Genomic DNA, 16,326 nt, shown 5'->3' on the forward strand with positions numbered 1-16,326 from the left:
TCGATGACAACCATCAGAATCGGATCCGGTGCGGGGTTCGCCGGTGACCGACTCGACCCGGCGGTGAAACTCGCCGAGGACGGCAACCTCGACTACCTCGTGTTCGAGTGCCTGGGGGAGCGCACGGTGGCCGCCGGGCAGCTCCGCCGGCTCGCCGACCCGGAGGCCGGCTACGACCCGCTGCTGGAGACACGGATGCGTGCGGTCCTGCCGTACACGGTCGCGCAGGGGACCACCGTGGTGACGAACTCGGGTGCGGCCAATCCCGAGGCCGCCGCGCGGCTGGTCGCGCGTGTCGCCGCCGAGGTGGTGCCGGACCGGACGGTCACGGTGGCGTACCTGACCGGCGACAGCGTGCTGTCCGAGGTCCGTTCCGGCGACCCGGAGGTGTGGGAGACCGGTGCGCCGCTGTCCGCCGACGACGCGGGCCTGGTGTCGGCGCACGCCTACCTCGGCGTCGAACACGTCCTGCCGGCGTTCGGGACGGGGGCGGACGTCATCGTCACCGGACGGCTGGCGGACCCGTCCCTGTTCCTGGCCCCGATGGTGCACGAGTTCGGGTGGGCCCTCGACGACTGGGGGCGTCTGGGGGCCGGGACGTTCGTCGGGCACCTGCTGGAATGCGCCGGGCAGGTCACCGGCGGCTACTTCGCCGACCCGGTGACCAAGCCCGTTGCGGGTATGGGGGATCTGGGCTTCCCGTTCGCCGACGTCGGCGACGACGGTACCGCGGTGCTCGGCAAGCTGGCGGACACCGGCGGGACCCTCACCCGGCAGACGGTGCGCGAACAGATGCTCTACGAGGTCGGCGACCCCTCGGCCTACCTCACCCCGGACGTGACAGCCGACTTCTCCGGCGTGCGCATCGAGGAGGTCGGTGAGGACGCTGTCCGGGTCAGCGGTGCCGGCGGGCGGCCACGCACCGAGACGTTGAAGGTCACCCTCGGCTTCCGGGGCGGCTGGCTCGGCGAAGGGCAGATCTCCTACGCCGGACCACGGGCACGCCAGCGCGCGGAACTGGCCTGGGACATCGTGCGCCACCGCCTCGACGTCGTCCACGGCCTCGACCCGGCGGCACTCAGCGTGGAGTTCATCGGCGACGGTGCGGCCTTCCGCGGCATGATGCCGACCACGGACCGTCCCGAACCACCGGAGGTCCGCATGCGGGTCGCCGGGCGGGTGGACACCCACGCCCAGGCACACGCGATCGGCTGGGAGGTCGAGGCCCTCTACTGCGCCGGACCCGCCGCCGGAGGCGGAGCGCGGACCTCCAGCAGCGAGGTTCTGGCAGTCCGCTCGGCACTGCTGCCACGCGACCGGGTCACCGCCCGGGTCGACACCGTGAAAGGAGACCACCGATGAACACCCACGCCACGCTCGACCACTACGCCGACGCGCGCACCGGCGACAAAGGTGACACCCTCATCGTCGCCGTCCTGCCCCGCACCCGGCAGGACTACGACCACCTGCGCACACGGCTCACCGAGGACGCGGTGGCGGAACACTTCCGGTGCGAGGTGCGCGACGTCACCGTCCGCGACGTGACCGCCGTCGAATCCTTCGTCTGCGAACTGCGCGGGGTACTCGGCGGCGGAGTCACCGGTTCGCCGGTCCTGGACGGACACGGCAAGACACTCAGCTACCACATGCTCACCCTCCCCGTCGGTGGGCACGGCACCCCGGACCACGTGGCAGACCACACCTCAGAAGGAGAACGACGATGACCGACCCTACCCGCCCCGCGTACTCCGGTGGCCCCGCGGCGAAAGTCGTCGCGACACCGGAGAACGCCGTCCGCGACATCACCCACGGTGCCCGCCTCGCCGTCGGCGGCTTCGGACTCAACGGCATCCCCGACCGCCTCATCGCCGCACTCGTCGACACCGGCGTCGGCGACCTGGAGATCTACTCCAACAACTGCGGCGTCGACGACTGGGGACTGGGCCTGCTGCTCAACAACCGCCAGGTACGCCGCGTCGTCGCCTCGTACGTGGGGGAGAACCGGGAGTTCGCCCGCCAGTACCTCGCCGGTGAACTCGAGGTCGAACTCACCCCGCAGGGCACGCTCGCCGAGAAACTGCGCGCCGCCGGCGTCGGCGTCCCCGCCTTCTACACACCCGCCGGCGTGGGCACCCCCATCGCCGACGGCGGACTGCCGTGGAAGTACCGGCAGGACGGCTCGGTGGCGGTGGCGTCCCCACCCAAGGAGGTCCGCGAGTTCGGCGGGCGCCGCTACGTCCTGGAAGAGGCACTGCCCGCCGACGTCGCCCTGGTCCACGCGGAGATCGGCGACACCGAGGGCAACCTGGTGTTCGCCAAGTCCGCGATGAACTTCAACCCCCTGTGCGCCATGGCCGGCACCGTCACCATCGCCGAGGTGGAACACCTCGTCGAACCCGGCGAGATCGACCCGGTACAGGTCCACCTGCCCGGCATCTTCGTCGAACGCATCGTGGAGACCGGCCCACAGGAGAAGCGGATCGAGAAGCGCACCGTCCGCGACAACAACCACGAAAGCGAGCAGAACTGATGGGCTGGACGAAAGAACAGATGGCGGCCCGCGCCGCCCGGGAACTGGAGACCGGGCAGTACGTGAACCTCGGCATCGGCATGCCCACACTGATCCCCAACCACCTGCCCGACGGCGTGCACGTCGTCCTGCACAGCGAGAACGGCATTCTCGGCACCGGGCCGTACCCGACACCGACGGAACTCGACCCCGACCTCATCAACGCCGGCAAGGAGACCGTGACCGTGAACCCCGGAGCGGCGTTCTTCGACTCCTCCCTCTCCTTCGGCATGATCCGCGGGGGACACGTCGACGTCGCCGTGCTCGGCGGCATGCAGGTCTCCCGCCACGGGGACCTGGCCAACTGGATGGTGCCCGGCGCAATGGTCAAGGGCATGGGCGGGGCCATGGACCTCGTCCACGGCGCCCGGAAAGTGATCGTGCTGATGAACCACGTCGCCAAGGACGGCTCACCGAAGATCCTGCCCGAATGCACACTGCCGTTGACCGGACAGGGAGTGGTCGACCGCATCATCACCGACCTGGCGGTCATCGACGTGGTCCGCGACGGTGACGCGGGTGCCAGTGCCGGTGCCGGTGGGCCGGGGCAGGGTGGACGTCTGGTTCTGCGGGACGTCGCGCCGGGTGTGACGGTGGAGGACGTCGTCGCGGCGACCGGGGCGGAGTTGGAGCGGTAGCGCACGGCAGCGCCGCTCCGTGAGCACCCTCGAGGGGTGGTCCTGGAGGTGGGTGGACAGCCTCGCTATCCGAGAGGTCGTCCGACCGCGGCGCAGAGCTCGGGGTCGGTGATATACCCTTCCTCACACCCGTCCTGGGTCTGCAACTCCCCGGAACTAGGGTTGGGGTTTCCGTTCTCATCATGACCGTAACCGCAGATGGCGGCAGGGCACGTGCCACCGTCGGGAATCGGGACAGTGGCGGGGTCCGGGAGGGGACCGGCTCCGAGGTTCTCCGGTGTGCAGTTCGCCGGATCCCAGACGTACGCGTCGGTCTGCGGGCATTGGTAGCCTTCACCGGTCGGGGCCCAGATCGACGAGGGCTCACTGTGCGGTTCTGCTGGTACCTGCTCTGGTACCTGCTCTGTGGAAGGTTCCGGTCCCGGCTCCTCACCGGGCCCTTCGACGTCGTCGATGTAGTCCTCCGGGATCGCGAACTTGTGGCCGCGGATGCTCATGAACCCGGTATTCTCCGGGACGGCGAAAGCACCGTACACGAAGGTCTGGGTGCCAGCCTCCACGTCATCGTCCCAGTTGATGTACCCGTCGTCTCCCGGGGCTGGTTCACAGAATCCACCACTGCCACGCAACTCCTCGGGCCATTCGATCGGTTCTCCGTTCTCAGCGACGACATCGGTCGGCTCGAACACGAATGCGTTACCGGCGTGCTCGTTGTGTACGCCGGCGCGGAACTGGACGAGCTCGAAACCGGTCTGCGGTTGATCGACCGAGCCGTAGTCGCACTCCGCATTCCTACTGATGCTGTGGATTGTCCACGTCGCTCCGTCATCGCTGATCTCCTTACCGACTTCGGCGTCGACAAGGGACGTTGAGGGAGCTGTCGTTGCTGGTGAGCTGGTGCTGGCAGGTGTGTCGCCGGAACCATCGCCGCTGCACGCGGTGAGGATGAGAGCGGTCGTGGCAGCTGCTGCCAAGAATGCGCTCCGATACCTACGTGGGGTGGGGTATGTGGTCATGAACCTCTCCTGAAAAGTGCTGCTGTGAGTTACTCAGGATTAACGCTTCGGGGGTGAAGGAAAGTTAGTTTCGCTGATCGCGGGCACCCCTTCAGAGCCTCCGTGTCCCGTCGGCGCCCGGGCTTACCGCTCCATCCGCCGGGCAAGGATCATCCGCGCAGTCTCCTCGGGGAGCGCGGCACTGAACTTCAGGCCGTACACGGCCTTCGGGCTGACGTAGGGCAGTGGACGGGAATTCGCAGGCAGGGCGTCGTACCAGTCGAGTCGCTCCCGGATGCCCGCGGACGTGTCGTCGGGGAAGACACGTACCCGGTCGTAGCGTCCCGCCTGGTCCAGAGGTGCCAGGGCCGAACCGGCCGTGTCCGCGTGGCCCCCGGCCGGTACGTCGAATCCGCGCGCCGCCGACGCACCGAGTGCGGCGATGAGCTGGTGGTTGCGCCCGGTGCCGGCCCAGTCCCACCATTCGGCCTGGTCGCGGTTGGCCTGACCGCTCGGCAGGAAGACCGCCTCGGATGTGGTGCTGACGGTGGGACCCCACCAGTGCCGGATTCCGTCCAGTGCTTCGGTCGCCCGCCGCGTCAGCTGCACGCCGTCCGGGTGCTCTCCCAGGATCACCCTGCGCATCCCCTGCGCAACCGCATAGCCGAAGGACGGCCCGGACGATCCCCACCGTGCCATCCCCGCGGTCGTCGACGGCTCGACGTACACGACCCGGCGATTGTAGTCGATGTGGCGGATCCGCCAGTTCCGCCCGGCCAGCGCGATGACCATGCCGCCGCGCCCGTCACCGGACTCGTCGTCGGCTTCTTTCAGCGAGGCGATGAGCCGGTCCTCCACGACACCGATGTCCGACCGGCCGTCGAGGACGGTGAACAGCGGAGGTGAGGTGAAGGCAGACAACAGGGACATGAAGTGTCGACGGCCGAACTCCTTCTCTGCCGCTTCACCGATGAACGCCAGGGAGCCGTCGGTGCCGAGCATGCCGGTGGTGACGAGGTGGTCGAGGACCTCCTGTGCGTCGCACTCGAGGACGTCACTGTCCATCAGGTGGGTGCCGGCCCAGATCTCCCGCCAGTTGTCGGTGTCGATGGCTCCGTCGGACAACGCGGCGGCGAGGAACTGCTGCGCGGCAATGTGCAGCGGCACCGGCGGCGCGGTCACCGGTTCCACGAAACCGACCGCCCACGCCGAGAGCAGCCCGAGGATCTGCAGCAGCATCGTGTCTTCGTCGCCCCGGACGCTGTCGGACGGTAGTGCGATGAACAGACAGTTCCGGGACGTCCCCGGCCGTCGTCCGGTTCGTCCGAGCCGTTGCAGGAAGGAGGACACGGTGCGGGGCGCGCCGACCTGGATCACCCGGTCGAGATTGCCGATGTCGATGCCGAGCTCCAGGGTGGAGGTCGCGACGATCACGCAGTCGGTCTCCTCGGCGAATGCCGCTTCGGACCGGGCACGTTCGGCTGCGGACAGGGACGAGTGCGAGAGGAACACCGTGACCCCGAGCTCGTCGAGGAGGTTGCCGAGCACCTCCACGTTCTTGCGGGAGTCGACGAAGACGAGGCGTTTTTCCCCCACGTACAGCTTCGACAGCAGGGTGGCGACCTGGGACATGTCGCCCAGTCGGTCGACCCGGATCTCGGGGGCGTCGGGGCCGCTGGCGGGGGAGACCCCGGCCCCGGGAAGGACGACGCCAGGGGCGATGACCCGGCCGGTGCGGGCGGCGGCGGCGCGGGGGCCGCCCTGCAGCCATTCCAACAGAGAGTCGGGGTTCCCCACGGTGGCGGACATGCCGATGCGTTGCACCCGGTGACCCACCGCGTGTTCGAGTCGGGCCAGGACGGCGGAGAGGTGCCAGCCACGGTCGTCGCCGGCGAAGGCGTGGACCTCGTCGATGATCACGGTCTGCACGTCGCCGAGGAAGTCGCGGTGGTTCACCCCGGTGGAGACCATCATCGACTCCAACGATTCCGGGGTGGTCAGCAGGATGTCGGGGCGTTCGGTGGTCTGCATCCTCCGGCGGGCCGACGAGGTGACGTCCCCGTGCCAGACTCCGACGGTGCGACCGATCCAGCTGCCGTACAGGCGGAGCCGTTCCTCGAGATTGTTGAGAAGCGCCTTCAGCGGGCAGATGTAGAGCACCGATACCCCGTGCCAGTCCTCCGTGGTCATCCTGGAGAGGACGGGGAAGGACGCGGCCTCGGTCTTGCCGCCGGCGGTGGGGGCGAGCAGGAGGGCGTCGTCAGCTGCGGTCAGTGGTGCGACGGACTCCTCCTGGAGTGGGCGTAGCCCCGGCCACCCCAACGTGGAGACGATGTGGTGCTGGAGGATCGGATGGAGGGAGCTGAAGCCGGGCACGTGGGAGACCTTACGCGATGATTGGTCTTCTGAAGGAGATCGAGCTGGGTGGGAAACCCACTGGAAGGAGCGGATAGGGGCCCCATAGGGGGCCGCAGGGTTAGAGCTGGCTCCGGTAGGAATCAGTGCTCGAGAGATAAGTGAAGTCTGAACTAATGCGAGGGCTGTATGTTAACCTTGTCGTCATGACCTACACATCACCAAAATACTCAAAAGGCGAAGTTCGGCGAGCAGGGAAAGTTCTCGCAGGCAAGGAGGTACAGGGAATATCCAAACCCCATGCATCCTCAGTCGCGGCGAACTGGCGTTCGTCCCATGCCTACCCGACTTGGGTTATTCGTTCCTACCTGAATACGAAACTCCCATTTTTTATCGATGAGTACTTAATAGCTTCCAGGACTAAGAAGATGCCGACTATCGTAAGTAAGCTTGAGGAAGGAATTGTTAGTGACCTCTCTTCGATGCAGGACATCGGGGGTTGCCGAGTTGTTGTAGGGTCCATTGCGGAGGTGCGTATGGTGGCTGAATTTTTGGAGAAAGGAGCGACAAGGACACATGCCGTAAAAAGAAAGAAAGATTATCTGGAAAAGCCTAAGAACTCTGGTTATCGAGGAATTCACCTCATATCCAAGTATGACTCCGACAGAAAACCAGAGTATCGTGGAATGCAGATTGAAACGCAGGTGCGGACGAGATTGATGCACTATTGGGCGACGACTGTTGAGGCGGTTGACTTGATGAGTGGGTCGATGCTAAAGCGTAGTCACGGTAACGATAATTGGAAAAAGTTCTTTGTTCTCGTTTCGGACAATATCGCTAGGGCTGAAGGTACGGAGCGGGTCCTTCCTCAATGGTCTCCAAGCGAGGTGGATAGGCAGATTAGAGCGCTATCGAGCCACCTCGACGTTTCTGGAACTCTGCGCGGTTGGAGTTCTGTTGACTATGTGAGAAGTCACCACGATGTTGAAATCGTCGGAAACTACTTCGTCGTGGCGCTTTCGGGGAGCGAGGCCAGGATATTTCCGTATATTTCTTCGGATGATGCTGAGAATAAATACTTGGAATTAGAGGCTGACCCTGACGTAAATGCAGTTTCGGTATCTGCAAAGGATATGGAGATGGTGAGATCGGTATATCCGAACTATTTTCTCGACTGTCAGGTCTTTCGGGAGTATGTTGAGGGTATATAGATTGGCGGCTCTATTTATTAACCACGTTCGGAACGCGATCGGTTAAAGAGTGCGTGTTTCGGGCGTAGAGGTGCCGGTTCATTGATATTCTTAAAAGCCCGTAACGGGCTGTATTGCGTCTTCAAGGAGATAATACGCATGATGAAGAGAGGTAAAATAATTGCGGGGTGCAATTTCGAGGAAAGGCCGGGCGATGGCTTCGGTTTCATTCGAGGACCGCATGGCCGCGGACCGTGCCTCATGGTCGAAATCCACCCGTGAGGTCCATGCCGTGGTCGCGACCGCGGTGAGGGCGGAGGTCGAGGAGCGGGCTCGGCTCGGGAGCACTCTCGCCGAGGCGAGGAAGGAACTGAAGCTCTCGCAGTCTGACGTGTCCGGGATCGTCGGGGTGCAGCAGTCGGAGATCAGCAGAATCGAGCGAGGCGTGCACAATCCCACCCTGGATACTTTGGCACGCCTCGGGGAAGCGGTGGGGCTGCGTCTGGCATTCGAGCGCCCCTGACGGCCCCGGAAACGTTCCTAGAACTCGATGTCGTCGGGGTCTGTCGTCGGTTCGCCGACCGCGTCCTGCCTGTCTGACGGGTTCACCGTCACCGTGTAGTGCTCCCGTGGGGAGAAGTCCGGGTGCAGCTCCACCCGGTCGAGCACGTCGACCACGGTGCGCAGGAAGATCCGGGGTGCCACCCCGACCCGTCCGCCGAGCTCGCCGGCCACGGAGTCGGCGAGATCGGTGATGTAGCTGTCGTCCACCGCCGAGTCGACCCGCTCGGCGACATCCTCCGGTAGTCCGTCGACGAAGATGTCCCGCACCCGGCGCCCCACGGCGACCAGGCGGTCGTGGTCGAAACTCCGTAGCCGGATCTGTACATCCCGGGGGTTGTCCCACCGTGGGTCACCGGAGAAGTCGACCCGCAGGCGGTCGTACAACGGTTGCAGTCGCTTGATGCCCTGACCTCCCTCGAAGAACGCGGTGGTGCCGGTGATCAGCAGGTAGAGCCCCGGATAGCGGTCGTTGCTGATCTCGTCGAGCCACTGGCGCAGGGCGTTGAGCGACTTCTCCCGGGTGTCGGTGCGCATGCGCTGCAGCGTCTCCACCTCGTCGAGCACGAGCAGCAGCCCGGAGTGGCCGGATCCGCGCAGGATCTCCACCAGGCCGCGCAGGAAGCCGGTGGCGGTGAACTTGTCGAGTTCCCCCTTGATCCCGGCGTAGCGTTTCACCGACGAACTGACGTTGCTCTGCCCGCCCAGCCAGGCGGCCAGCCCGTCCGCCATCTCTACGTCGTCGTCCTCCACCGCGCGCAGGTAGCCGCGTAGTGCCAGCGGGAACACCGGCGCCACCTGGGCCACGGAGGACAACCGCTCGTCGATGACCTCGCCGCGGTCGCGTCCGGAGTTCTCGGCGTCGGCGTCCACCGCCGCCAGCCACGCGTCCAGGACGTCACGGAAGGCGCGCGTGGGGGAGGCGGTGGTGCGCAGCTCCTCGGTGGTGCGTCGGTACACGGTCTCGAGCTTGTGCAGTGGGGTGTCCGTCTCGGAGATCTGCACCTCTGCGACGGCGAAGTCGGCGGCCAAGGCGCGCTGCTCGATCCACCGCGCGGCGAAGGTCTTCCCCGAGCCGTACTCACCACGGACAGCCTTGAACATCCCGGCGCCCCCGGCCACGGACGACAGCTCGTCACCGACCACCGCGCTGAGGTGGTCCAGCCCGACGGCGAGCTGGTCGAGTCCGTCTGCCGGCACGGTTCCGCGCCTCAGGGCGCTGAGGATGTTGCGTCGCCTGGCCGGTGACAGCCCGCCGTTGGAATGCCTGCCCATGTCTGTACTCCGTTACCGTCCCGTGGTTGTGCCGGTGCGCACCCGGAGTCCGAACTGCTGGATGAGCTGTTCGGAGTTCAGGGTGATGTCGCCGCCGCGGTTGGCGATCACCTCGACACCGTCGATGTTCAGTATGCGCTTGAGTCTGGTCACCGTGCCGCGGAACTGGATGTTGCTCAGCCCCAGCATCTGCTGCAGCTGGACGTGGGGCAGTGTGTCGTTGTTCGCGCCGATGGTACGCAGGATGTCGGCGATGCTGGCGGCGTCCTGCCCCGTGATCGGGGTCTCGGCGACCTGTGAGACGAACCCGGGGTTGGTCTCCAGACCCGTGAACAGCACCGGGCCGCTGGTGACCGGTGCGACGTCCAGGGCGAACAGGCCGTCCTGGTCGGTGGGAGCGGGGGACGTCTCCGGCGCGTCGGCGTCGGTCCCGCCGCTGATCTCGAAGAAGTCCTCGCGGAGCTCCCACCACCCGGGGTGCCGCATGGTCTCGTCCATCTCCACCAGCGGCATGGTGTCACGCATGCGGTACTGCAGCTGCTCGGGCTGCTGGCTCAGCACGATCACGGGGACGGATGCCTCGGCCAGGGACAGTCCGCCGTGGTAGCCGGCCTTACGGGCGGTGTAGCGCAGGTCCTCGTCGACGGCGAGGAAGGCCCGGTGGTCGTCGGTGAGCACCCGGTCACCCTGGACGACGACCTCCCGGTCGGCTGCTTCCTCTGTGGCGGACGTGCCGGCGTCGGCGTAGCGCCACCGGGCGCTGTTGCCGCCGAGGGGCGACGGTGCGCTCTGGCCACGGTCGACGACGTGCCCGTGGTCGGAGACCATCACCACGGTGCGACCGGCCCGTCCAGCGGCCTGCAGCAGTACCCGCAGGTGGGTGATGTCGTCCACGGACCACTGCCGGTCGATGGGGTCGGACTTGTCCAGGGCGTCGTCGATGGTGTTGAGCACGGCGGCGACCAACGGGTGCGCGGCGGTATCCTCCACCAGCGGTGCGATGCCGTCGCGTCCGGTGACGGAGGTGGCCTGCATCTCCAGGTCGGCTTTGTGGAACAGGACGGCCTCGCCGGCTCCCCGCATGCCCTTCACCGCGGAGCGGAACCAGTCGGACAGGCCGCGCTTCTCCACGTCCTGACCGCCGGTGGCCAGTTGCCCGGAGAGCAGGCTGGTCCGCGACTTCGTGGTCACGGTGGGGTAGACGGCGAGCGCGGTGGCCAGGTCCTCGTTCTCGGCGGCGAGCTCGTGCCACCGGCCGTGGAAGGTCGTGTCGACCGAGTGCAGCAGCTGGTTGGCCGCCGCGGTCGACATGCCGTCCAGGACCAGCAACAGCACCGGCTGGACGGAACCGCCGGTGACCAGCAGGGGCTTGACCACCGTGTCGAGGACGTCCTCGATGAGCAGGGCAGGGCCGGCGAGATCCCGTGAGGCGCCGCTGTGCGAGGCCACCGCGGCGAAGGCACGGTCGCGGTCCCGGACCGCCGTCCGTGCCTGCTCGGCGACGGCGCGAGTGACCCGGTGCAGTGCAGTGGAGCTCTGCTCCCGCCACGCGGCGTTGATGCACATGTTCACCCAGCTCAGCGATCCGCGTTGTTCCCGTAGCCACCCGGACAGGCCGCCCGGGGTGGCGGGGGATGTGTCGAGGGTGTGCAGCCACTGCCACAGACGTACGGCGGCGTCGGCACTGGTGATGTCCCGGTCGCCACCACGGCCTGCGTCTCCGTCACGGTGGTCGCGTGCGGAACGCAGTGCGGCGTAGACCGGCCGGACGGTGGCGGAGGCCGCGGTCGGTCCACCGGTCACCATGGCGGCCAGGGCCGTGGCGACACGTTCGATGCGCACGGCGAACCCACCGGGGCACACCGAGGACAGGTGCAGCAGCGATTCCGCGTTGAGCTGGTCGTCCCCGGTGACCAGCTGTTCAGCCTCGCGGATCAGCGTGTCCGGTGACCGTCCGTCCCGGGTCACACGGTGGACCGCGGCGACGGCGGCGGACGCCCAGTGTCCACGTTCGTCGGCGGTCGTCGTGCCGGTCGTCGTCCTGATCCGGAAGGCGGTGGTGGCCTCCTGGCGCGCCGCTGCCTCGTCGGCGGTGGCGGCGGGGTCGACGGTCAGGACCTCGGCGGCGAGTCCCCAGGTGAGCAACCCCCCGGGTCCGTTGGCCTGCAGGTAGCGTAGTGCGGCACCTGCCTGGGAGGACAGTGACCGGCCGAGCCAGTCCAGCGCCGCGGCGCGGACGCCGGCCGGGAGTCCGGTGACCAGTCGGTCCCAGCGTTCGGTGGCGTGGGGGGAGACCGACCATTCCACCAGGTCGGTGAGACTGAGGTTCCGGGGGCCGAAGGTCCAGCCCAGGCCGATCGCCAGTACCTGGGAGGCCAGGTGGTCCGGGGTGACGACCCCGGCCGGCGCCGGTGCGACCGAGGTGGTGAACTCGTCCAGGAAGGCCAGGGTGTCGGGGATGTCGCCCTGGGCGATGGTCCCGGGCACCACACTGGTGGCGGAGAACGCGCCCAGCAGACTGCGGGTGGGGTTGACCAGCTGTACGGCGGTGTAAGGGGTCAACCGGTCGCGCATGTCGGAGACCAGGTCGTCGTCGCCGAGGGGGGTGACCACGAAGTGCCAGGGCACGTCCCGGTCCAGGCGGGTCAGCACCCAACGCAGCGCCAGGGGGGTGGCGGCACGGTGGACGTCCACGGTGGAGCCGTCCGGGCGCCGGTAGCGTTCCGGGCCGTCCCAGGGCGTGGGGCTCTGCATCAGCACGACCGCGTCGTGACGGTTCTTGCTGAGCAGGTAACTGATCTGCTCGTCGATGTCGCGGCGGCGCACCGGTAGCCGGGCGGCACTCATTCGACGACCTCCACGGTGACCCGCACCTTGGGGTTGTCCTTCAACAACCCGTCCAACCGGGCGCCGAACGAGGCCAGGTTGTCGGAGGTGACCTCCTCGTCCAGCAGGTTCCCCCGAGCGGGACGGGGTTCGCGGGTGACGCTGTCGGCGCCGTCAGTCGCGTGCTGGGCCGGTTCCGGTGCCACGGGCTCCGGCACGGGCTGTGGTACGGCCTGCGGCGCGGGCGACTGTTCGATGATCGCGGTCTCCCAGGTGGACCGGTCGGCGAAGAAGCGGTCCACGGCCTTGTCCACCGGGGAGGTGAACTCGTGGTTGGCCAGTGCGTCGCGCAGGGAGGACAGGATCACCGAGGCACCCTTGTCGTCACCGCCCTGGTGGGACGCGGCGTAGGCGGCCGGGACGGACAGGGCGGTGGAGCCGTTGGCCGTGAGCTTCTTCAGCGCCGCAGCCGCCTGGCGGGCATTGGCCAGACCGGCGGTGGCCTCGGAGACGGTGGCGCCGAGGATGCGCTCGTCTGCGGTTCGGGCGGCGGCGAGCTGGTCGACCAGGGCCAGGGCGTCCGCCCGGTCGCGGTGGAGCGCGTCCAGCAGGGCGCTGGTGTCGTCGGCCAGGCGTGAACGTTTGGTGGGGGCGGTCACGCCGAGCTGCCGGGAGACCACCCCGAGGGTCTCGCTGTAGCGGGCGGCGTCGAGCCGGTATTCCTCGACTGCCTCGGCGAGGGAGGACTGCAGGGTCCGCAGATTCGCCGCGGTGCAGTGGCTGCCCACCAGCGAGCCGAACAGCTGGGCGGCGACAACCAGGGCGGTCTCCCAGGCCGCCAGGTCAGGCAGCACCACGGGACGCAGTTCCATGCGGTAGTCGAGGTCGCGCAGGCCGGGTGCCTCGATCTCGCGGGAGTGGTCCACCCAGGAACGGTTGGTCATCGCGGCCCAGGCGCACACGTACAACCGCCGGGTCAGCTGGGTCAGTCCGGCGTTCGGGTTCAGCGAGGCCACCGCGTTCTCCACGGCCTGCACGCTCACCGGCTGTGACAGATCGTGTCCGGAGGCGCGCAGTGCCTGGGGGATGTCACCGTTGATGCGGGAGCCGGCGTTGTCCGCGGTGAACACCAGGTGGGATTCATGGACCGAGGCGAAGTCGAGTGCAGGCAGGATCGTGCGGCATGCCTTGCGTGCGTCGGCGGGGATGTCCGCGCGGCCGTCCTTGTGGGCTGCGGCGGTACGCAGGACGTCGACGACCTTGTCGAACTCCGAGCGGCTCAGTGGGCGCTCGGAGTCGTAACGCGGGTGGTCGGGGAACTTCTGGTCGAAGAGCCCGGTGATGAGTTTGTCGGTGGCGTCGGCCAGGGACATGCCGGCCTGCTTGGACACCTTCAGGGCCGGGTCCAGTGACTTCAGCGGCTCCTGGCCGATGGCGAACTCCTCGCCCTTGTCCACGCCGTACACACTGGTCAGCCAGAGGGCGAGCTGGTTGGTCAGGGACGCCTGCCGCTGCTTGAGCATCTGGCGGATCGCCTCACGGTCGTCGGCGGCGACGTTGACCGTGTGGTCGCGCCAGCCGGCCTCGGTGAGCAGGTGGTCGATGATGACCAGCTCACCGAGCTTCTCCATGCGTTCGCCGGACAGGAAGTGGGGCAGCCACACCACCGTGAAGGGGGAGTCCGTCAGTGTGGTGGTCAGCTGGGTGACGCGGCTGTGGTCCTCGGCCACGGAATGGTTCGGTTCGTCGAATGGGTAGTCGACGACCAACCGCAGGGCACCGTCGACCCCGGGGGTGAAGAAGTGCTCGGGCAGGTCGGCTTCGTTGCGCACGTTGCCGAAGACGAACTCCACACGGCGTTCGGTGCCACGCCAGGTGACCGTCCGGGTGTAGGAGCCGTCACTGGCGACGTCGACCCCGGTGAGCCCGAAGTAGTCCGTGAGCAGGTTCTTGATCTTGCGCTCACGGCGTCCGGGGGTGTCCTGGGCCTGTGCCTGGGCGACGACGGCCTCCCAGTTGACCTCCTCCAGTTTGAGGCTGATGACCGGGTCCTTGCCGGAGCCGATGATGATCTCGGGGAACTCGGCGGCCCAGCGGCGTACGTGGTTCAGGGCGATGCCCACGTCGTGTCCGGGGAACGGTGTGCGGATGGAACCGTGGTTCAGGTGCGCCAACCGTGAGGCGGTCAGCTGTTTCAGGGCGGGCGCCTCCGGGGCGATGGAGGCCAGCACCAGGGTCTTGCCGATGCGTAGTTCAGCGCCAGCGGGGGTGTCGGCGACGTCGGCGTCGGAGGTGTCGCCGGGAAGGTCGTTGGTCTTGAGGATCAGCGGACGCAGCTTGTCGTTCCAGAAGGACTTGCCCAGGGCGAAGCGGCGGGCGGCGTCGTTGCCCATCCGGTCGTTGCCGGCCATGAGGTAGTCGAAGGCGTCGCCCACCGGAATGACCGAGTCGATGCGCATGGAGTGCTTCTTGTCGATGAGCATGGTCTCCATGACCTTCAGCGCGGTGCGCTCACGCTGCATGATCGCCGACAGGTTGATCAACGTGTCGATGAGCACGGGGGAGAAGGGGAAGGTCATCTCGAAGCGGTCGGCGTCCGAGGCCCGGTGGTTCTCGTCGGTGTTGACCCCGTCGAGCAGGACGTTCATCACCTCCGGGTTCAGCCGCAGGTCGGTGAAGGCCTTCGTCAGCTTCAGCTGGGCGGTGTCGTCGACGGGGCGGAGCAGTCGCTTCTTGGCGATCATCGGCAGGTTGCGGCTGCCGAGCTCGATGGTGTTGAACCGGCCCTCCTGGTGCTTGAAGGACTGGCGGCGCGCCTCGAGCTCCCGGCCGGCCTCCATGGAGGAGTCCTTCCAGGTGGCCAGGTCGTACTGGCGGGCGATGAAGGAGACGATGGGGATGTCCAGCTGGCCCTTGCCGGACTCCACCAGCAGGGTGAGCTTCTGTGCCTCGTTGTTGAAGGCCTCGGCGGAGCGCATGAACATCAGCCAGAGGATCAGCTCGTCGAGGAACAGGACGATGCCCTCGTAGCCGACGGTACGGGCATGGCGGGCGATCTCCGCCAGGCCGTCGGCCAGCGGGACCCACTCGGAGTGGGTGCGGTAGGAGCTGAACAGGGTGTCGGTCAGCGCGGTCGAGAGGCTGCGGCGCTGCTCCTCGGAGGCGGTGGTGGCGCGGGCGGCCTGGTAGGACGCCGCGTCCCAGGTGGATCCGCCGGTCGCGGACACTGCCGGGTCGGCACCGGCGGCGCCGAGGAGGGCACCGAAGTCGATACCGCTGGAGTCGGCAGCCGTCGAGGTTCCTGAAGTGGAGGAGTTGAGGGCGCTGAAGAAGGCGTCGTCCCCCATGGCCTTGCGGGTGGCGTCGGCGTCGGCGAAGAGACCTTCGGCGGAGTGCAGCACCGGCAGTGTTTCTCCGGGGTGCAGGCGTTCCATGTGGGAGAGGTAGCCGCGGAAGATGGTGTCTTCGATGCTGTGGGAGTCCAGGAAGTGGAACGGGAGCTGCAGCAGGCTGTGCCCGATGGCACCGCCGTCGCCGGTGTGCCGGGTGATCAGGGGCTGCAGGTCGGCGTCGTCGCGGGCGGCGGGCTCGTTGGCGAGCATGGCGAACAGCACGGCCATGAAGTGGGATTTACCGGAGCCGAACGACCCGGAGAGGTACACGCCCTGGTTGTTTCCGGTGGTCAGCGCTCGGTCGACGTAGCCGAGGGCGGCGTCGAGGTTGGCGGCGATCTCGTCGGTGATGACGTAGCTGGCGATGGTGGCGGCGAGCTTGTCGTGGTCGCTGACGGAGTCGGACAGCTTCAGGACGAAGGTGTCCCCGGCGGAGTCGGGGATGTCGAAGATCTCGCCGAGCAGCGGGGCGCCGGAGGAGGCTCCGGGGAGGGTGAATGCCATGGTGTGTCCTTCGTTGTCCGT

The 16,326-nt window shown here is 67.3% G+C and carries 11 protein-coding genes; 6 read left to right on the forward strand and 5 right to left on the reverse strand.

What is annotated here, in order from left to right:
- The first annotated feature begins 3 nt into the window (after nt 1-3).
- The 4 genes from MUN33_RS12235 to MUN33_RS12250 are packed head-to-tail and all read left to right on the forward strand — an operon-like array spanning nt 4 to nt 3,207.
- The gene (locus MUN33_RS12235; RefSeq protein ID WP_244805197.1) at nt 4-1,362 is read left to right on the forward strand and encodes an acyclic terpene utilization AtuA family protein; all 1,359 of its coding nucleotides are present in this window, start codon (nt 4-6) and stop codon (nt 1,360-1,362) included.
- Nucleotides 1,359-1,724 (forward strand): AtuA-related protein, encoded by a 366-nt coding sequence (locus MUN33_RS12240; RefSeq protein ID WP_244805198.1) that lies wholly within the window; start codon nt 1,359-1,361, stop codon nt 1,722-1,724. The genes MUN33_RS12235 and MUN33_RS12240 overlap by 4 nt, the downstream gene beginning before the upstream one ends.
- Nucleotides 1,721-2,530: a CoA transferase subunit A gene (locus MUN33_RS12245; RefSeq protein ID WP_244805199.1), complete on the forward strand. Its 810-nt coding sequence runs from the start codon at nt 1,721-1,723 to the stop codon at nt 2,528-2,530. Before MUN33_RS12240 ends, MUN33_RS12245 begins: the two co-directional genes overlap by 4 nt.
- Nucleotides 2,530-3,207 (forward strand): CoA transferase subunit B, encoded by a 678-nt coding sequence (locus MUN33_RS12250; protein ID WP_244805200.1) that lies wholly within the window; start codon nt 2,530-2,532, stop codon nt 3,205-3,207. The genes MUN33_RS12245 and MUN33_RS12250 overlap by 1 nt, the downstream gene beginning before the upstream one ends.
- A gap of 65 nt (nt 3,208-3,272) precedes the next feature.
- Here MUN33_RS12250 and MUN33_RS12255 read toward each other — a convergent pair whose 3' ends face one another.
- Together MUN33_RS12255 and MUN33_RS12260 are read right to left on the reverse strand one after the other, a co-directional pair.
- On the reverse strand, nt 3,273-4,223 hold the full coding sequence (locus MUN33_RS12255) for a hypothetical protein (protein ID WP_244805201.1): 951 nt from the start codon (nt 4,221-4,223) through the stop codon (nt 3,273-3,275).
- A 123-nt stretch (nt 4,224-4,346) separates the two neighbouring features.
- The gene (locus MUN33_RS12260; protein ID WP_244805202.1) at nt 4,347-6,578 is read right to left on the reverse strand and encodes a DEAD/DEAH box helicase; all 2,232 of its coding nucleotides are present in this window, start codon (nt 6,576-6,578) and stop codon (nt 4,347-4,349) included.
- A 185-nt stretch (nt 6,579-6,763) separates the two neighbouring features.
- Here MUN33_RS12260 and MUN33_RS12265 point away from each other — a divergent pair, with 185 nt between their 5' ends.
- Entirely contained in the window at nt 6,764-7,768 is a 1,005-nt protein-coding gene (locus MUN33_RS12265; RefSeq protein WP_244805203.1) for a RelA/SpoT domain-containing protein, read from the forward strand.
- A gap of 193 nt (nt 7,769-7,961) precedes the next feature.
- The gene (locus tag MUN33_RS12270) at nt 7,962-8,270 is read left to right on the forward strand and encodes a helix-turn-helix transcriptional regulator (protein ID WP_244805204.1); all 309 of its coding nucleotides are present in this window, start codon (nt 7,962-7,964) and stop codon (nt 8,268-8,270) included.
- Nucleotides 8,271-8,287: 17 nt separating this feature from the next.
- On the opposite strand, the gene brxD is transcribed toward MUN33_RS12270, so the two are convergent.
- Genes brxD through MUN33_RS12285 form a run of 3 tightly spaced genes read right to left on the reverse strand, consistent with a single transcriptional unit; the run spans nt 8,288 to nt 16,305 of the window.
- Nucleotides 8,288-9,583 carry a BREX system ATP-binding protein BrxD gene (gene brxD, locus MUN33_RS12275; protein WP_244805205.1) on the reverse strand — a complete coding sequence of 432 codons (1,296 nt, stop codon included), beginning with the start codon at nt 9,581-9,583 and terminating at the stop codon, nt 8,288-8,290.
- A 12-nt stretch (nt 9,584-9,595) separates the two neighbouring features.
- A complete protein-coding gene (gene pglZ / locus MUN33_RS12280) occupies nt 9,596-12,430 on the reverse strand; it encodes a BREX-2 system phosphatase PglZ (RefSeq protein ID WP_244805206.1) in 2,835 nt (944 codons plus the stop codon).
- On the reverse strand, nt 12,427-16,305 hold the full coding sequence (locus MUN33_RS12285) for a DUF6079 family protein (protein ID WP_244805207.1): 3,879 nt from the start codon (nt 16,303-16,305) through the stop codon (nt 12,427-12,429). The genes pglZ and MUN33_RS12285 overlap by 4 nt, the downstream gene beginning before the upstream one ends.
- Nucleotides 16,306-16,326: the final 21 nt, after the last annotated feature.

Source organism: Corynebacterium kalidii, assembly GCF_022869005.1.
GTDB lineage: Bacteria > Actinomycetota > Actinomycetes > Mycobacteriales > Mycobacteriaceae > Corynebacterium > Corynebacterium kalidii.